Annotated in this window: 16 protein-coding genes; 9 read left to right on the forward strand and 7 right to left on the reverse strand. The window is 71.1% G+C overall.

The features are described from left to right. Nucleotides 1-24 precede the first annotated feature (24 nt). From glpX to xseA, 3 genes are all read right to left on the reverse strand, one after another. Nucleotides 25-1077: a class II fructose-bisphosphatase gene (gene glpX, locus FHR37_RS02770; RefSeq protein ID WP_092886762.1), complete on the reverse strand. Its 1053-nt coding sequence runs from the start codon at nt 1075-1077 to the stop codon at nt 25-27. Between the two features lie 62 nt (nt 1078-1139). Then, complete coding sequence (locus tag FHR37_RS02775) at nt 1140-1391, reverse strand: exodeoxyribonuclease VII small subunit (protein ID WP_092886764.1); 252 nt, start codon at nt 1389-1391, stop codon at nt 1140-1142. Between the two features lie 61 nt (nt 1392-1452). After that, nucleotides 1453-2748, reverse strand: coding sequence for an exodeoxyribonuclease VII large subunit (xseA, locus tag FHR37_RS02780; RefSeq protein ID WP_092886766.1), 1296 nt, complete (start codon nt 2746-2748; stop codon nt 1453-1455). A 179-nt stretch (nt 2749-2927) separates the two neighbouring features. Here xseA and FHR37_RS02785 point away from each other — a divergent pair, with 179 nt between their 5' ends. Next, a complete protein-coding gene (locus FHR37_RS02785) occupies nt 2928-3902 on the forward strand; it encodes a 4-hydroxy-3-methylbut-2-enyl diphosphate reductase (protein ID WP_092886768.1) in 975 nt (324 codons plus the stop codon). On the opposite strand, the gene FHR37_RS02790 is transcribed toward FHR37_RS02785, so the two are convergent. Next, on the reverse strand, nt 3823-5526 hold the full coding sequence (locus FHR37_RS02790; protein WP_139239114.1) for a DUF6542 domain-containing protein: 1704 nt from the start codon (nt 5524-5526) through the stop codon (nt 3823-3825). The genes FHR37_RS02785 and FHR37_RS02790 overlap by 80 nt on opposite strands. A gap of 135 nt (nt 5527-5661) precedes the next feature. Beyond that, nucleotides 5662-6906 carry a DNA recombination protein RmuC gene (rmuC, locus tag FHR37_RS02795; RefSeq protein WP_202884462.1) on the reverse strand — a complete coding sequence of 415 codons (1245 nt, stop codon included), beginning with the start codon at nt 6904-6906 and terminating at the stop codon, nt 5662-5664. A 135-nt stretch (nt 6907-7041) separates the two neighbouring features. On the opposite strand from rmuC, the gene ychF reads away from it, so the two are divergent. The 6 genes from ychF (at nt 7042) to FHR37_RS02825 (ending at nt 10645) form a co-directional block, all read left to right on the forward strand. Then, nucleotides 7042-8115 (forward strand): redox-regulated ATPase YchF, encoded by a 1074-nt coding sequence (gene ychF, locus FHR37_RS02800; protein WP_092886774.1) that lies wholly within the window; start codon nt 7042-7044, stop codon nt 8113-8115. Nucleotides 8116-8181: 66 nt separating this feature from the next. Beyond that, on the forward strand, nt 8182-8661 hold the full coding sequence (locus tag FHR37_RS02805; protein WP_092886776.1) for a MarR family winged helix-turn-helix transcriptional regulator: 480 nt from the start codon (nt 8182-8184) through the stop codon (nt 8659-8661). A gap of 93 nt (nt 8662-8754) precedes the next feature. Then, on the forward strand, nt 8755-9075 hold the full coding sequence (locus tag FHR37_RS02810) for a DMT family transporter (RefSeq protein WP_092886779.1): 321 nt from the start codon (nt 8755-8757) through the stop codon (nt 9073-9075). Nucleotides 9076-9119: 44 nt separating this feature from the next. Next, nucleotides 9120-9737 (forward strand): DMT family transporter, encoded by a 618-nt coding sequence (locus tag FHR37_RS31220; protein ID WP_237769000.1) that lies wholly within the window; start codon nt 9120-9122, stop codon nt 9735-9737. After that, nucleotides 9629-9892 (forward strand): DUF1905 domain-containing protein, encoded by a 264-nt coding sequence (locus tag FHR37_RS02820; protein ID WP_237769013.1) that lies wholly within the window; start codon nt 9629-9631, stop codon nt 9890-9892. Before FHR37_RS31220 ends, FHR37_RS02820 begins: the two co-directional genes overlap by 109 nt. A gap of 27 nt (nt 9893-9919) precedes the next feature. After that, the gene (locus FHR37_RS02825; RefSeq protein WP_202818300.1) at nt 9920-10645 is read left to right on the forward strand and encodes a class I SAM-dependent methyltransferase; all 726 of its coding nucleotides are present in this window, start codon (nt 9920-9922) and stop codon (nt 10643-10645) included. A gap of 22 nt (nt 10646-10667) precedes the next feature. On the opposite strand, the gene FHR37_RS02830 is transcribed toward FHR37_RS02825, so the two are convergent. Both FHR37_RS02830 and FHR37_RS02835 read right to left on the reverse strand, forming a co-directional pair. Next, nucleotides 10668-11024 (reverse strand): YciI family protein, encoded by a 357-nt coding sequence (locus tag FHR37_RS02830; protein ID WP_092886783.1) that lies wholly within the window; start codon nt 11022-11024, stop codon nt 10668-10670. Nucleotides 11025-11155: 131 nt separating this feature from the next. Further along, nucleotides 11156-11635 (reverse strand): hypothetical protein, encoded by a 480-nt coding sequence (locus tag FHR37_RS02835; protein WP_092886785.1) that lies wholly within the window; start codon nt 11633-11635, stop codon nt 11156-11158. Nucleotides 11636-11911: 276 nt separating this feature from the next. On the opposite strand from FHR37_RS02835, the gene FHR37_RS02840 reads away from it, so the two are divergent. Together FHR37_RS02840 and FHR37_RS02845 are read left to right on the forward strand one after the other, a co-directional pair. Then, nucleotides 11912-13300 (forward strand): extracellular solute-binding protein, encoded by a 1389-nt coding sequence (locus FHR37_RS02840; protein WP_175542709.1) that lies wholly within the window; start codon nt 11912-11914, stop codon nt 13298-13300. Beyond that, nucleotides 13297-14268 carry a carbohydrate ABC transporter permease gene (locus FHR37_RS02845; RefSeq protein WP_237769001.1) on the forward strand — a complete coding sequence of 324 codons (972 nt, stop codon included), beginning with the start codon at nt 13297-13299 and terminating at the stop codon, nt 14266-14268. Before FHR37_RS02840 ends, FHR37_RS02845 begins: the two co-directional genes overlap by 4 nt. The last annotated feature ends 44 nt before the right edge of the window (nt 14269-14312 follow it).

Here is a 14312-nt window from a genome sequence, read left to right on the forward strand (position 1 = left end):
GCCGGCGGGGCCGAGCGAGGACGCTCAGCCGGCGCGGCCGAAGTCGATCGTGGAGTAGGCCCGGAGCTTGCTGAGCGCGTGCTCGGACATGATGGACCGGATCGTGCCGCTGCGGGCCCGCATCACCAGCGAGTGCGTCGTCGCCCCGTCGCCGCTGTAGCGGACGCCCTGCAGCAACTCGCCGTCGGTGATGCCGGTCGCCACGAAGAACACGTCGTCGCCTTCGACCAGGTCGTCGGTGGTGAGGACCTTGCCGATGTCGTGGCCCGCGTCGATCGCCTTCTGGCGTTCGACGTCGTCCTTCGGCCACAGCCGGCCCTGGATCATGCCGCCGATGCACTTCATCGCGCAGGCGGCGATGATGCCCTCGGGCGTGCCGCCGATGCCGGCCAGCAGGTCGACGCCGGTGCCCGGGCGGGCCGCCATGATCGCGCCGGCCACGTCGCCGTCGGTGATGAACTTGATCCGCGCGCCCGTCGCCCGGACCTCCTGCACCAGCTCCTCGTGCCGGGGCCGGTCGAGGATCACCACCGTGACGTCCTCGGGCGACTCGTGCTTGGCGCGGGCGACCCGGTGGATGTTCTCGGTGATCGGCGCGGTGATGTCGATGGCGTCGGCCGCCTCGGGACCGGTGGCCAGCTTCTCCATGTAGAAGACCGCGGACGGGTCGTACATCGCGCCGCGCGGTGCCACCGCGAGCACGGACACGGCGTTGCTCATGCCCTTGGCGGTGAGGGTGGTGCCGTCGATCGGGTCGACGGCGACGTCGCACTCCGGTCCTTCGCCGGAGCCGACCTCCTCGCCGTTGTAGAGCATCGGCGCGTTGTCCTTCTCGCCCTCGCCGATGACCACCACGCCGTGCATGCCGACGGAGGCGATGAGCGTGCGCATGGCGTTGACGGCCGCCCGGTCGGCGCCGTTCTTGTCGCCGCGGCCGACCCACCGGCCACCCGCCATCGCGGCCGCCTCGGTCACCCGGACGAGTTCGAGGGCGAGGTTGCGGTCGGGTGCGTCCGCGTCGGTCCGGAGCGGAGGGGGCACGCCGTCGCTGCTGGCGGTGGTGCTCGTGCTGACCATGGTCTCCCCTGCTGTCCGTCGCCGGCGTTGGCCGCTGTGCGGTTCCGCGCTCCGATGTGTTGCTACTCGTCCTCGTCGAGATCCTCGATCTCGTCCTGCTCCTTCGACGCGCGGGCGGCCTCCAGCCGAGCGCGGGCGCCGTCGAGCCAGCCCTGGCAGATCGCCGCCAGCTCCTCGCCGCGCTCCCACAGGCGCAGCGACTCCTCGAGGGTGGTGCCGCCGGCCTCCAGCTGGCGTACGACGTCGACCAGCTCGTCTCGGGCCTGTTCGTACGACAGTGCGGTCTCGGGCTCGCGGGTGTCGGGCTTGCTCACCCTCCAGACCCTATCGACGCCCACCCCCGGGCAGGTGCCGATGGTCCGAACCCGGGCGACCTCATCGGCCGGCACCGGTGGCGCGCGCCGACTCCGGCTCCGCTTGCGCCTGCGACCCCGGCTCGGCCGCGGCGTCCGGCGCGCCGTCGGCGTCCTGTACGCGGACGGAGAACTGCCCGCCGGCCACCCGGGCGGCGAGCAGCTCGCCCCCGCTCACCTCGGCCGGATCGCGTACCGCGTGCCCGTCGGCCTTCTGTACGACGGCGTAGCCGCGGTCCAGCGTCGCCTTGGGAGACAGCGCACGCACCCTGGCCAGCTGGTGGTGCAGGTTGTCGTCGGCGCGGTCCAGCAACTGCCCGACACAACGGTCGGCGCGGTCGCGCAGCGCCACGATCTGCTCGGCCCGGCGTCCCAGGTCACGCTCCGGGTCGCCGAGCGCCGACCTGGCCCGCAGCGTGTGCAGGCCGGTCAGCTCGCGGTCCAGCCACCCACCGAACAGCTGGCGGGCCCGGCCGCGCAGAGCTTCCACCCTCGCGGTCTCCTCGCCGACGTCGGGCACGATCCGCCGGGCCGCGTCGGTGGGTGTGGAGGCGCGTACGTCGGCCACCAGGTCGAGCAGCGGTGAGTCCTGCTCGTGCCCGATCGCGCTCACCACCGGCGTACGGCAGTCCGCCACGGCACGGATCAGGCCCTCGTCGGAGAACGGCAGCAGGTCCTCCACCGACCCGCCACCGCGGGCCACCACGATCACGTCCACGGTCGTGTCGGCGTCCAGCCGTCGCAGCGCCTCCATCACCTGGCCGGCGGACTGGGGTCCCTGGACGGCGACGTTCTCCACCCGGAACCTCGCCGCCGCCCACCGGCGCCGGGTGTTCTCGAGTAGGTCGTGCTCGGCGGCGGAGTTGCGGCCGCAGACCAGGCCGATCCGGGTGGGCAGGAACGGCAGCGGGCGCTTGCGCTCGCGCGCGAACAACCCCTCGGCGGCCAGCAGCCGCTTGCGGCGCTCGAGCCGGGCGAGCAGGTCGCCGAGGCCGACCGGGCGGATGTCGGACGCAGCCAGGGACAGCGTGCCCCTCGGCGCGTAGTAGGCGGGCCGGGCGTGGACGAGCACCCGCGCGCCCTCGACCACCGGCGGGTCCACGATGTCGAACACCCGGCGCGGGCAGGTGACCTGCACGGAGATGTCGGCCACCGGGTCGCGCAGGGTCAGGAAGACCGTGGACGTGCCGGGCCGCCGGGTCAGCTGCGCCACCTGGCCCTCGACCCAGATCGCTCCGAGCCGGCCGATCCACTGACCGATCAGGTTGGCGACCTGGCGTACTGGCGCGGGGCTTTCCGGCGACGTCTGCAAAGCCATGGCCAGACCCTACGGGCCGCCTCCGACGTACGGGTGGAGGTGCCCCTTTCGTCCCCTTCCGCAGGCGGCCGCAGGCGAGGTCACGCGCGGTTGCGGGAGGTCGGCGGGGAGTCGCCCGCGGTGCACGTGGCACGCCTCACCCCGCCGGGCGGGAGCCCCTGCCCGGCGGGCCACCTACCATGAGTGCCATGACGTCGAGCGAACGCCGAGTCCTGCTCGCTGCCCCGCGCGGTTACTGCGCCGGAGTCGACCGGGCGGTGATCACGGTCGAGAAGGCTCTGGACAAGTACGGCCCGCCCGTCTACGTCCGCAAGCAGATCGTGCACAACAAGCACGTGGTCAGCAGCCTCGAGGCCCGTGGCGCGGTGTTCGTGGACGAGCTGGAGAGCGTGCCGGAGGGGGCGACCGTGGTGTTCTCCGCCCACGGCGTCTCACCCGCCGTGCACGCGGAGGCCGAGGAGCGGTCGCTTCGTACGATCGACGCGACCTGCCCGCTGGTGACCAAGGTGCACAACGAGGCGCGCAGGTTCGCCGGCGGTGGCCAGGACATCCTCCTCATCGGTCACGCCGGGCACGAGGAGGTCGAGGGCACCGCCGGGGAGGCCCCCGACAGCATCCAGCTCGTCGAGGGACCCGACGACGTGGACCGGATCGAGGTTCGCGACCCGTCCCGCGTGGCGTGGCTGTCCCAGACGACGCTGTCGGTCGACGAGACGATGCAGACGGTCGATCGGCTCAGGGAGCGGTTCCCGCAGCTGATCGACCCGCCGAGCGACGACATCTGTTACGCCACCCAGAACCGCCAGGTCGCGGTGAAGGAGATCGCCGACAAGGCGGACCTGGTGATCGTGGTCGGATCGGCGAACTCCTCCAACTCCGTACGCCTCGTGGAGGTCGCGCTGGAGGCCGGTGCCCACGCCGCCTACCGGGTGGACAACGCCGAGGAGATCGAGGACGCCTGGCTGGACGGCGTACAGGTCGTGGGTGTCACCAGCGGAGCGTCGGTGCCGGACTCGCTCGTCGAGGGTGTGCTCGACCTGCTGACCGAACGGGGCTTCCCCGCCGCCGAGGAGGTCAGGACCGCCGAGGAGAGCCTGATCTTCGCGCTGCCTCCGGAGCTGCGTACGCCTCGGCGGGCCGCCTCGGCGGGCTGACCCGGGCGCGGCGCGCGAACACCGCCCGCACCGCGATCGTCACGAGCGCCACGGCGCAGCCGGCGACGATCGTCCACGACTCCCACGCCAGTCCGACCAGTACCGCGCGCACCGGCGACGCGGTGGTGGCGATCCGCTGCGGGTCCACGGCGGCGACCACGACCAGGCTTGCCAGAGCTGCGAACGGCGGCAGGACGCCGGCGGTGAACATGCCGGTACGTCGTACGGCGGCCGCCACCCCGAACGCCGTCAGCACGAAGCACAGGCTGAACAACAGGCCGACGCCGCCGGTCACCAGGATGTCCAGGAACGCGCCGAGCACGCTGCCGCCCACGCCGACGAGCACCGCGACGAAAGCCGGCATCCCCATCTCGTGCGGATCGGTGTTCCGCCGACCGGTGCGACGTTGCGCCGGTTCCACGGGCCCTCGGAGCTCCGGCTGTGGGCGTGCCGGGGGCCGGGCCGCCTGCCGTCGGGTGTCCGTCACGGTCTGTGAACCGCTCTCCTCGGTGTCCTCTGCGCGGCGCAGGCCCCTCGGCCGAAGGTCCTGCGGAATGTCGGCGTGGTCGTCGCGGTCGTCGCGGTCGACGGGCCGGCGCGTCGCGGGGGACGGAACCGGGGTTGCGTCGCGCTCGGCGACGTCGTTCAGGGGACGGTCCGCCGACGGGGGCTCGGGTTGCGCCGCCTCCGGCCGCTGGGCGAGTACGGACCGCCAGTCCGGCTGGGGTTGCCGCTCCGGCTCGGGCTGCTGCTCCGGCTCGGGCTGAGGTCGTTCGGCCCGGGTGAGGTCGTCCGACCCTGACGTGGCCGGCTGGGCGAGTACGGATCGCCAGTCCGGTTCGGGTTCGGCGGACTCGGACGGCTCGTCGGCACGGCGTCGCCTGCCCGCGGCGGCGGAGTCCGCTCCCGTCTCCTTCACCTCAGGTGACGGATGTGCCGGTCCACGCCGGCCGCCGACCGACCTCGGGTCGAGGTCCGGCTCGAACGGATGGTCGTCGCTCAGCGCGACCGGCAGTGGGTGGGGCCGGTGTTCACCGGTCCGGGGAAGGCGGGGGAGTACGACCTCGTGCTCGTCGAGCTCCACGTCCGGGCTTGTGTCCGGGGTCGGCGAGGAGACCCTGGCCCGCCGTCCCGGGCGGGCCGCCCGGTCCGCGCGGGACGAGCGTTCGTCCACCACCGAACCGGACTGGGGGATGCCGGTCGTCGGCGGCGGCCAGGCGGCTCGCTCCGCGCGGGTGGGCAGGTCGGCCGGCAGCGGAAAGGCCACCCGCCGGCCACGGACCGCCGGGCGTTCCGGTGAGGGCGGGACCTCGGCTGCGGACGTGGCGACACGCCGACCGCCGGGCCGCCGGACGGGCTGGTCCGAAGGACGCTCCCGCCAGGTCGGGTCGATCGGCGGGCGTTCCCGCCGCGGCGCCTCGATCGGCGGGCGCACCGACCGGGAAACCCCGGTCTGAGCGCGCTCGGCGCGCGGTGGCGGCGGGCTCGACGCGTCGTCGTCCCGTCCGCGCTGGTTCTCCTCGGCTGCCACAAGCGCGGACCGCCGGTCCGCGAGCGGCTCCACCCATGACGTCGCCTCGGCTGACGCCGACGGCGACCGACCCTGCACCCGTGGCTCCTGCACGCCAGAACGATATTGGGACCTCCGGCGCGGCGTCATCCGGCCCGGCCGAAACGATCATGAGAATCGCTGAACGGTTCGGAGTGACTTCCGCGCCCGGCCCGGGCCCAGCACCCCGCGGCAGCGTGCAGCAGCACGTCAGCCCTCGCCGACCCGGCGGACCGCGCGCGCCTCGGCGGCTGCTCCGACCAGCTCGGCCGCGGCGAGGGGCCGGACCGCCTGCTCGATCGGCGCGGGGGCCTGGAGGTCCTCGTCGGTGACCTTCAGCTCGTGCAGCCGACGGGCGCTGACCAGCACTCTCGTCTCCAGCGACCCGACGGCCTCGTTGTAGGAGCCGACGGCTCCGGTCAGCGACCGCCCCAACCGGTCGAGGTGGCGGCCCAGCCGGCCGAGCCGCTGGTAGAGCTCGCGGCCGAGTTCGAAGACCTCCCGGGCGTTGTGGGTGAGGGCCTGTTCGGTCCAGGCGTACGCCACCGTCCGGAGCAGGGCGATCAGGGTGCTCGGGGTGGCCAGGATCACCCGGCGCTCGGCGGCGTACTCCAGCAGCGTGTGGTCGGCCTCCAGCGCATGGGACAGGAACGCCTCACCCGGCATGAACAGCACCACGAACTCCGGCGTCGCCGGCAGCCTGCGCCAGTAACCCTTGCCCGCGAGCGCGTCGACGTGGTGACGGACGTGCCTGGCGTGCCGGGCCAGCCGCTCGGCCCGGACCTGGTCGTCGCCGGCCTCGGCCGCATCCAGGAACGCCTCCAGCGGCACCTTGGCGTCGACCACCACGTGCTTGCCGCCGGCCAGGTGGACCACCAGGTCGGGCCGGTGGACGGCGTCGGTGTCGCCGTCGGTGTTCGTCGCGCTGTGCTGGAAGCTGAGATCGACGTGGTCGACGAGGCCGGCGAGCTCGGTCACCCGGGCGAGGTGCAGCTCTCCCCAGCGCCCGCGCACCTGTGGTTTGCGCAGCGCGGAGGCCAGGGCGCCCGTCTCCTTGCGCAGGGCCTCACCGGTGAGGCGTACGGCGTCGACCTGCTCGCGCAGCGACGACTGCAGCGCCACCCGGGACTCCTCCAGCTGGCGAAGCCGCCCGTCGAAGCGGTCCAGGCTCTCCTTCACCGGCGCCACCACCGTCTCCGCGGCCCGCACCCGGGCGTCGGTGAGGTCGAGCAGTTGCCGGCTGGACTGGGCGAGCGCGTCGGCGGACAGGGCCTTGAACTGCTCGGCCAGCGAACGCCGGTCGGCCGTCAGCTCGGCGAGCCGGCTCTCCGCGGCGTCCCGCTCGGCGCCCGCCCGGGCGAGGGACTCCGCGATCCGGACCCGCACCAGCAGCGCGCCGATGGCCAGCCCGACCGCGATCCCGACGACGAAGGCGAGGAAGATCGTCCCGTTCATGGCGACCACTGTGACGGAGACCACCGACAAGTCCCTGTCCGGCGCGCCGGGCGCCTGCTCGCCGGAGGTACGGCCGCCCAGGCAGTGACCGTGCGCCCGCTGTGCCGGTCACCCGCTCGCGTAGGCTTGCGGCCCGTGGCCCTGTCGATCGGAATCGTCGGACTCCCCAACGCGGGGAAGTCGACCCTTTTCAACGCTCTCACCGCAAATGACGTGCTCGCCGCCAACTACCCGTTCGCGACGCTGGAGCCGAACGTCGGCGTGGTCGGCGTACCCGACCCGCGTCTGGACGTGCTGGGCCGGATGTTCGAGTCGGCGAAGCTGGTGCCGGCGACGGTGCAGTTCGTCGACATCGCGGGCCTGGTCCGCGGCGCGTCGGAGGGGGAGGGCCTCGGCAACCAGTTCCTGGCCCACATCCGCGAGACCGACGCGATCTGCCAGGTCACCCGGGCGTTCCGCGACCCCAACGTCGTACACGTCGACGGCGAGGTCTCTCCGGCCGGCGACATCGGCACGATCACAACCGAGCTGATCCTCGCCGACCTGCAGACCATCGAGAAGGCGCTGCCGAGGCTGGAGAAGGAAGCCCGGCTGAAGAAGGACCTGGTCGAGACGATCGAGGTCGTACGCCGGACGCAGACCGCCCTGGAGAAGGGGGTCACCGCGTTCGCCGCCGGTGTCGATCTGGCCGCGCTGCGCGAACTCAACCTGCTCACCGCCAAGCCGTTCATCTACATCTTCAACTGCGACGAGGGCGAGCTGTCCGACGAGGCGATGCGCGCCGAGCTGACCGAGCTGGTGGCGCCGGCGCAGGCGATCTTCCTGGACGCCAAGATCGAGTCGGAGCTGCTGGAGCTCGCGCCCGAGGAGGCCGCGGAGCTGCTGGCCTCGACCGGGCAGGAGGAGTCCGGGCTGAAGATGCTGGCGACGGTCGGGTTCGACACCCTCGGCCTCCAGACCTTCCTTACCGCCGGGCCGAAGGAGTCGCGGGCCTGGACGATCCGCAAGGGGTCCACGGCACCGGAGGCGGCCGGCGCGATCCACACCGACTTCCAGCGCGGGTTCATCAAGGCCGAGATCGTGTCGTACGACGAACTCGTCGACGCCGGCTCGATGAACGAGGCGCGGGCGCGCGGAAAGGTGCGCCTGGAGGGCAAGGACTACGTCATGGCCGACGGTGACGTGGTGGAGTTCAAGTTCAACGTCTGAGCCCGGACGGCAGAAGCCGCAGGTATCGACGTGCGCTTCCCCGCGGGGTTGGGCTAGCATCGATGCATGCACACGCAGGTATCCCGGTCCGAGGTGTCGTCCGGCGCGGGGGCGAGCTCCGCGTGGTCGAAGGTCGCGGCGTTCGCGTCCGCGGTCGACGCCGATCTGGACAGGTGGCTCGCGGACCAGTATCGGATCGGGCTGACCGACTGCCGCGCCCTCGCGTCGTTGGGCCAGGCGCCGGACAAGGAGCTTCGGGTCAGTGAGCTCGCACAGCGGCTGGGCCTGAACCAGAGTTCCGCGACCCGCCTGGTGAGCCGGCTGGAAGCCAAGGATCTGGTGCGCCGCGACACCTGTCCCGACGACCGCCGGGGGATCTACGCGGTCCTCACCAAGCGGGGCGAGGTGCTGCTCGGCGACCTGCGAGCGCCGTACGAGGAACGGGTGCGAGAGCTGCTCGTCAAGGCGGGCGCACACTTCCCGGACGTCGATCTGCGACGCCTGGTGGACGCGATCGGTGAGGTACGGGCACTGCTCGACCGCTAGGGAGTGGGGTTCTCCTTCCGGGGCCGCACCTTGCACTAATAGCTGCATGTACAGACAACTACAAGCCCGCAAACATCACGAGAGGACACCGCAATGAGCTGGCTCTACCTGGGCATAGCCGTCATCTTCGAGGTCGCCGTCGGCCTCTTCGCGAGCAAGGCGCAAGGGTTCACCCGACTGTGGTGGACACTCGCCACCCTCGCCAGCGGCGCGGTCGGCACCTTCCTCCTCAGCCTCGCCCTGCTCACCTTCGACGTGGGCGTCGGCTACGCGATCTGGACCAGCGTCGCGGGCGTCGGGATCGTCGTCGTCGGCGCGATGCTCCTCGGCCAGCGCCTGGACTGGAAGAAGGCCCTCGGCATCGCCGTCGTGATCGGCGGGGTCGTCGGCCTCCAGCTCAGCGGCGCCGCATGATCCCGCCCGAACCAACCACCACGCGTACCGAAAGGACATCGGCAATGACCATTCCGAACGCCACGACCACTCCGAACGCCACGCCCTCCGCAGCCGCCACGACCACTCCGAGCACCGAGAGACGGCTGGGGCCCTGGGTCGTACTGCTCCTCGCCGGAGTCTTCGAGATCGGGTACGCACTCAGCGTCGGCGGCAGTCACGGATTCACCGCACTCGGCTGGTCCGTCTCCGCGGTCGTGTTCTTCCTGCTGACCCTGTTCGCCCTGAGCGTCGCGCTCAAGCGCATCGACGTCGGGATCGGGTACGCCGTCTGGGCCGGCATCGGCGCCGTCGGCGCAGCGCTGCTCGGCCCGGTCTTCTTCGACGAGACCCTCACGCAAGTCCGCGCGTTCTGGCTCGCCGTCATCATCGGCGGGGTCGTCTGGCTCAAGCTCACCGACAGCACGAAGATCCGGCGGCCGTCGGGTCAGGACCGAGTCGCCACGTACCGGACCTGCTGGCTGGCCGGTCCGCGCCTATCCTGTGCCGCGTGCATCTGGAGTTCAGCGGCGAGCTGTGGTTCTGGCGCGGGCCGGCGCCGTGGCACTTCGTCACCGTCCCCGAGGAGGAGTGCGGCGAGCTGGCGGCGACCTCGTCGTACGTCACCTACGGCTGGGGGATGATCCCGGTCGCGGCCCGGATCGGGGCGACGGAGTGGGCCACGTCGCTGTGGCCGAAGGACGGCGGGTACATCGTGCCGGTCAAGGCCGGGGTACGCCGGGCCGAGGGGCTGGAGCTCGGCGACGTGGTGACGGTCGGTCTCGACGTCGGCGCCTGACCGGGACGGGCCCGCTACGGTGTGATCGTGCCTGACGCGCTGTTCGCCGAATCCCGCCTCGCCGAGATCTACGACTGGGTGGACGCCGACCGCAGTGATCTGGACGTGTACGCCGCGATGGTCGCCGAGTTCGGTGCCCGCAGCGTGCTCGACGTCGGATGCGGTACGGGAACGTTCGCCTGTCTGCTTGCGGAGCGGGGCGTCGAGGTCATCGGCGTCGACCCGGCGGCGGCCTCCCTGGACGTGGCGTGGCGCAAGGCCGGAGCCGACCGGGTGCGCTGGCTGCACGGGGACGCCACCACGCTGCCGCCGCTGCAGGTGGACCTCGCCACGATGACGGGCAACGTCGCGCAGGTCTTCCTGACCGAGGACGACTGGGCGGCGACGTTGCGCGGGGTCCGGGCGGCGCTTCGCCCGGACGGCCGGCTGGTGTTCGAGACCCGCGTGCCGGAGCGGGAGGCGTGGCGGGAGTGGCACCCGAACCACTCCCGCAGCCGTACGGACGTACCGGGAATCGGCGCGGTGGACACCTGGGTGGAGACCACGGAGGTCGACGGGTCGCTGGTCAGCTTCCAGGGGACGTACGTCTTCGAGGCCGACGGCTCCGTGCACACGTCCCACTCCACGTTGCGCTTCCGGAGCCGCGAGGAGGTCGAGGAGTCTCTGGACGCGGCGGGATTCGCCGTCGACGAGGTCAGGGACACACCTGACCGGCCCGGGCGGGAGTACGTCTTCGTCGCCCGCCCGGCCTAGCTCTCCTGCCCCCGCGCCCGGGTCAGCCCTCCTCGATCTGGCGTACCTCGGCGCTGACGGTCCAATGCTCGGGGTGGATCTCCAGGAACCGGCGGGTCCACTCCACCGCCTCGGCCTTGTCCCTGGTCTCGGTGATGGCGTAGCCGCCGACGACCTCCTTGGTCTCGGTGAAGGGGCCGTCGGTGGTGCTGATCTTCCCGTCGGACCAGGTGAGCCGGGTCCCTTCGGCGGTGGGGAGGAGACCATGCGTCTCCCGCATCACGCCGGCCTTGTTGATCTCCTCGAACAGCGCCGCCGCGCGCTCCCCGAATCCGGGGTCGGGCTCCTGGCCGGGCAGAGTCTGTTCGTCGATACGGATCATGGTCAGGAAACGCGGCATGGGTGTGCTCCTCGATGTGTCGGGACGGCGGGCCGACCCCGCCGCTCACCCCTCCTTCGAACAACGAGCGGCGGGATCGACACCGCTCCCGAACCTTTCTCGAGGAATCTGCCGAGCTGCCGGAGCCGGACCTAGCCGGGCACCAGCCGGTGGAGGTGCCGGTCACCGGGATGTTCTTCCTCGGGCCGCGCCCGAGGCAGCCGGAGGCGGTCGCGTACCCGCGGCCGGCGGTTGGGGTCGGTCTCCTCGGCCGGTGGTGATCCTCCGCCGGCCGTACCGCCGGGGTGGCGGTCCCGCTGCCGGCTCAGGTCGGGCCGGCCGAGCAGGGCGATGGCGACCGGCTTCGCGGTGGAGACGTCGACGTCCCCGCCTCTGAAGACGCGGACGCGCACACTCGCGACGAGCCGGGCCGAGTTGGCCCGCTCTGGTTTGCCGAAGGCATAAATTTGGCCGCTGGTGAGGCGGCCACGGTAGTCGAGAATCCAGCTCTCCATCAGTCCGCGAGCGATGGATTCGGGGTCTCGGCTGAACCAGCCGGTGCGGATCACGACCGGCGTCCATCGCCCCTCAGGAGTCGTGGACGCGATCTCGTAGGTGTAGAGCTCCCTCATGAGAACCCCCTCGGGTTCGCGGTCGGCACGCTTCGTCGGGAGCCGTGACCGTCGCCTGACACCAGCATCGGCGCGAAATGACCGACAGGTCAACGCGTTAATCGAAGAGATATGTGAGCGCATATTCATCCCGGCCGGGATTTCACCTCACGTTGACGGCCGGCGAATGCCTACACGATGGCTGCCTTCGGTCACGGCCTGTCCTCTCCTGATCAACATCACATAGATTCGGCGCGCCAATTCCCACGCACACGTCGTCCGAAGCCGGGGAGGAGCATGGGAACCCGCCAGACCGGTGAGATCGGCGAGATTGCTGGGATCCGCGGGATCCGCGGGATCCGCCGGACCGACCGGATCAGCCGCCGGGGGTTTCTTCGCGGCGCCGCGCACACGGCCGGGGGCGTCGCGGCGGCTGCCGGACTGGCCGGCGCCGGGACTCTGACGGCCGGTTGCGGGCTGGACCGCGACGGCGCTCTCGGCGACGGCACCGGCGAGATCACCGTGTGGACCTGGCCCGACAACGACCGGATGTTCCTCCAGACGATCCCGTCGTTCGAACGTCGGTATCCGCGGATCAAGGTTCGCGTGCAGGGGTTCAGCGGGACGTTCAACAGCAAGCTGCTCGGCGCCCTGGTGTCCGGCACCGGGCCCGACGTCGCGATGGTGGAGATCACCAACGTCTCCAACTTCAAGAGCAAACCGGGGTTCGTCGACCTGTCCCGCAAGCCGTTCGGCGCGGGCTCGATGGCCGGGAAGTACGCCGACTTCTCCTGGAAGTACGTCGCGGACGACCGGTCCGGCCGCATATTCGCGCTGCCGAAGAACACCGGTCCGGGTGGCATGTTCTACCGCCGCGACCTGTTCCGGGCCGCTGGTCTGCCCACCGAACCCGCGGACGTGCATGCCGCGATGCGGGACTGGCCGACGTTCGTGTCCGCCGGCCGCAAGCTCGCGGTGAAGGGCGAACGCTGGTTGCTGGACGATCCCGGCCAGCTGGTCGCCGTCCTGCGTAACCAGGCAGGTGTGTCGTACTTCGACGAGTCCGGTACGCCACAACTGGACAGCGACATCGTGAGGAACGCGCTGGAGTTCGCGGTCGGGCTACAGAAGGACGGCCTGCTCGCGCCCGACATGTCCTCCCAGGAACGCGGTGCGGCGATCAACGAGGGCTCGATCGCGACGTTCTTCTCCGGCAACTGGTTCGGTGGCCTGCTCAAGGCGCAGTACGCGCCGAAGAGCGCCGGGAAGTGGGGTGTGGCGCTGGCGCCGGCCACCGACGGCGTGAGCGCGTTCAACTACGGCGGCGACTTCATCGGCGTGCTGCGGGCGAGCGCGAACCAGTTGGCCGCCTGGGAGTTCGTCAAATGGGTCACCCAGGATCCGGTGAGCCTGGCGGCGATGTACGGCCGCGATCTCTACCCCGCCTGGAAACCGGCGTGGAAGAGCGACTGGATCAACAAGCCCGACGCGTACTACGCGAACGAGAACGTCAACACCGTCTTCAGCGAGGTGTCCGCCACGATGCGACCGCCGGTGACGAACCCCAACGACGCGCTGGCCAGCACGGCGCTGAGCAACGCCGTCACCGACGTCGTGCACGGCGTCCGGACGGTGCGGGCGGCGTTGCGGAAGGCGCAGTCCGACCTCGAGGACAAGATCTCGTGAACGGGCGACAGGTCGACACCCGGACGGGGTCCGGTCGCGTTGCCGCCGGCTCCGGCTCCGGTAGTGCGGTGGCGTCGCCGGCCGGCCTCGGCGACCGGGTGCGGGCGCACCGCAACTTCTACCTCATGGTGGCGCCGTTCTTCGTGCTCTTCGGCGTCTTCGGGCTGGTGCCGATCGTGGCGGCCTTCTGGATCGGCTTCACCGACTGGGACGGGCTCGACCCGGCGCACTTCGTCGGGTTGGACAACTACGTGTCCATCGTCACCGACCCGACGTTCGGCAAGGCGGTCTTCAACACCGTCTACATCTGGCTGGGCTCGACCCTGGTGACGGTGGGCGCGGCGTTCGTACTCGCCTATCTCATCAACGAGTACGTCGTTTTCGGGCGGAGCTTCCTGCGGATGGTGTTCCTGCTTCCGCTGCTGGCAGCTCCTGCGGTGATCGCGATCATCATGAGTGTGCTGTTCTCCACGAACGCGGGCCTTGTCAACGCGTTCTTGTCGTTCGTCAGCGGCGACCGGGTCACCCTGGACTGGCTGGCGTCGACGGTGTGGATCAAACCGATCATCATCGTGATGATCACCTGGCGGTTCCTCGGTTTCCACATGCTGTTGTTCGTCGCCGGGCTGCAGTCGATCCCGCGGGAGCTGTACGACGCGGCGCGGGTGGACGGAGCGGGCGGGCGGCAGGTGTTCGCCCGGGTGACGGTGCCGCTGATGCTGCCGATCATCTTCTTCAGTGCCACGTCCTCGACCGTCGGCGCGTTCCAGCTCTTCGACGAGCCCTTCGTGCTGACCAACGGCACCGGCGGCACCGACCAGGCGGCCGAGGTGCTCGGCACGATGCTCTACCGGACGGCGTTCACCGACTTCCGGTTCGGTACGGCGTCGGCGCTGTCGTGGGTGATGTTCGCGCTGATCGCGGTGTTCACCATCGTCAACAGCAGGTTGCTGCGGGTGCGGACATGACGGCGGCTGCGTTGCTGACGTTGCTGACACTGCTGACGCTGCCG

The sequence above is a fragment of the Actinopolymorpha cephalotaxi genome (assembly GCF_013408535.1).
Taxonomy (GTDB): Bacteria; Actinomycetota; Actinomycetes; order Propionibacteriales; family Actinopolymorphaceae; genus Actinopolymorpha; species Actinopolymorpha cephalotaxi.

What these genes read in the sequence shown, in the direction of transcription:
- glpX (WP_092886762.1), bottom strand. Translation starts at nt 1,077, where the DNA reads ATGGTCAGCACGAGCACCACCGCCAGCAGCGACGGCGTGCCCCCTCCG.
- xseA (WP_092886766.1), bottom strand. Translation starts at nt 2,748, where the DNA reads ATGGCTTTGCAGACGTCGCCGGAAAGCCCCGCGCCAGTACGCCAGGTC.
- FHR37_RS02785 (WP_092886768.1), top strand. Translation starts at nt 2,928, where the DNA reads ATGAGTGCCATGACGTCGAGCGAACGCCGAGTCCTGCTCGCTGCCCCG.
- rmuC (WP_202884462.1), bottom strand. Translation starts at nt 6,906, where the DNA reads ATGAACGGGACGATCTTCCTCGCCTTCGTCGTCGGGATCGCGGTCGGG.
- FHR37_RS02805 (WP_092886776.1), top strand. Translation starts at nt 8,182, where the DNA reads ATGCACACGCAGGTATCCCGGTCCGAGGTGTCGTCCGGCGCGGGGGCG.
- FHR37_RS02810 (WP_092886779.1), top strand. Translation starts at nt 8,755, where the DNA reads ATGAGCTGGCTCTACCTGGGCATAGCCGTCATCTTCGAGGTCGCCGTC.
- FHR37_RS31220 (WP_237769000.1), top strand. Translation starts at nt 9,120, where the DNA reads ATGACCATTCCGAACGCCACGACCACTCCGAACGCCACGCCCTCCGCA.
- FHR37_RS02830 (WP_092886783.1), bottom strand. Translation starts at nt 11,024, where the DNA reads ATGCCGCGTTTCCTGACCATGATCCGTATCGACGAACAGACTCTGCCC.
- FHR37_RS02835 (WP_092886785.1), bottom strand. Translation starts at nt 11,635, where the DNA reads ATGAGGGAGCTCTACACCTACGAGATCGCGTCCACGACTCCTGAGGGG.
- FHR37_RS02840 (WP_175542709.1), top strand. Translation starts at nt 11,912, where the DNA reads ATGGGAACCCGCCAGACCGGTGAGATCGGCGAGATTGCTGGGATCCGC.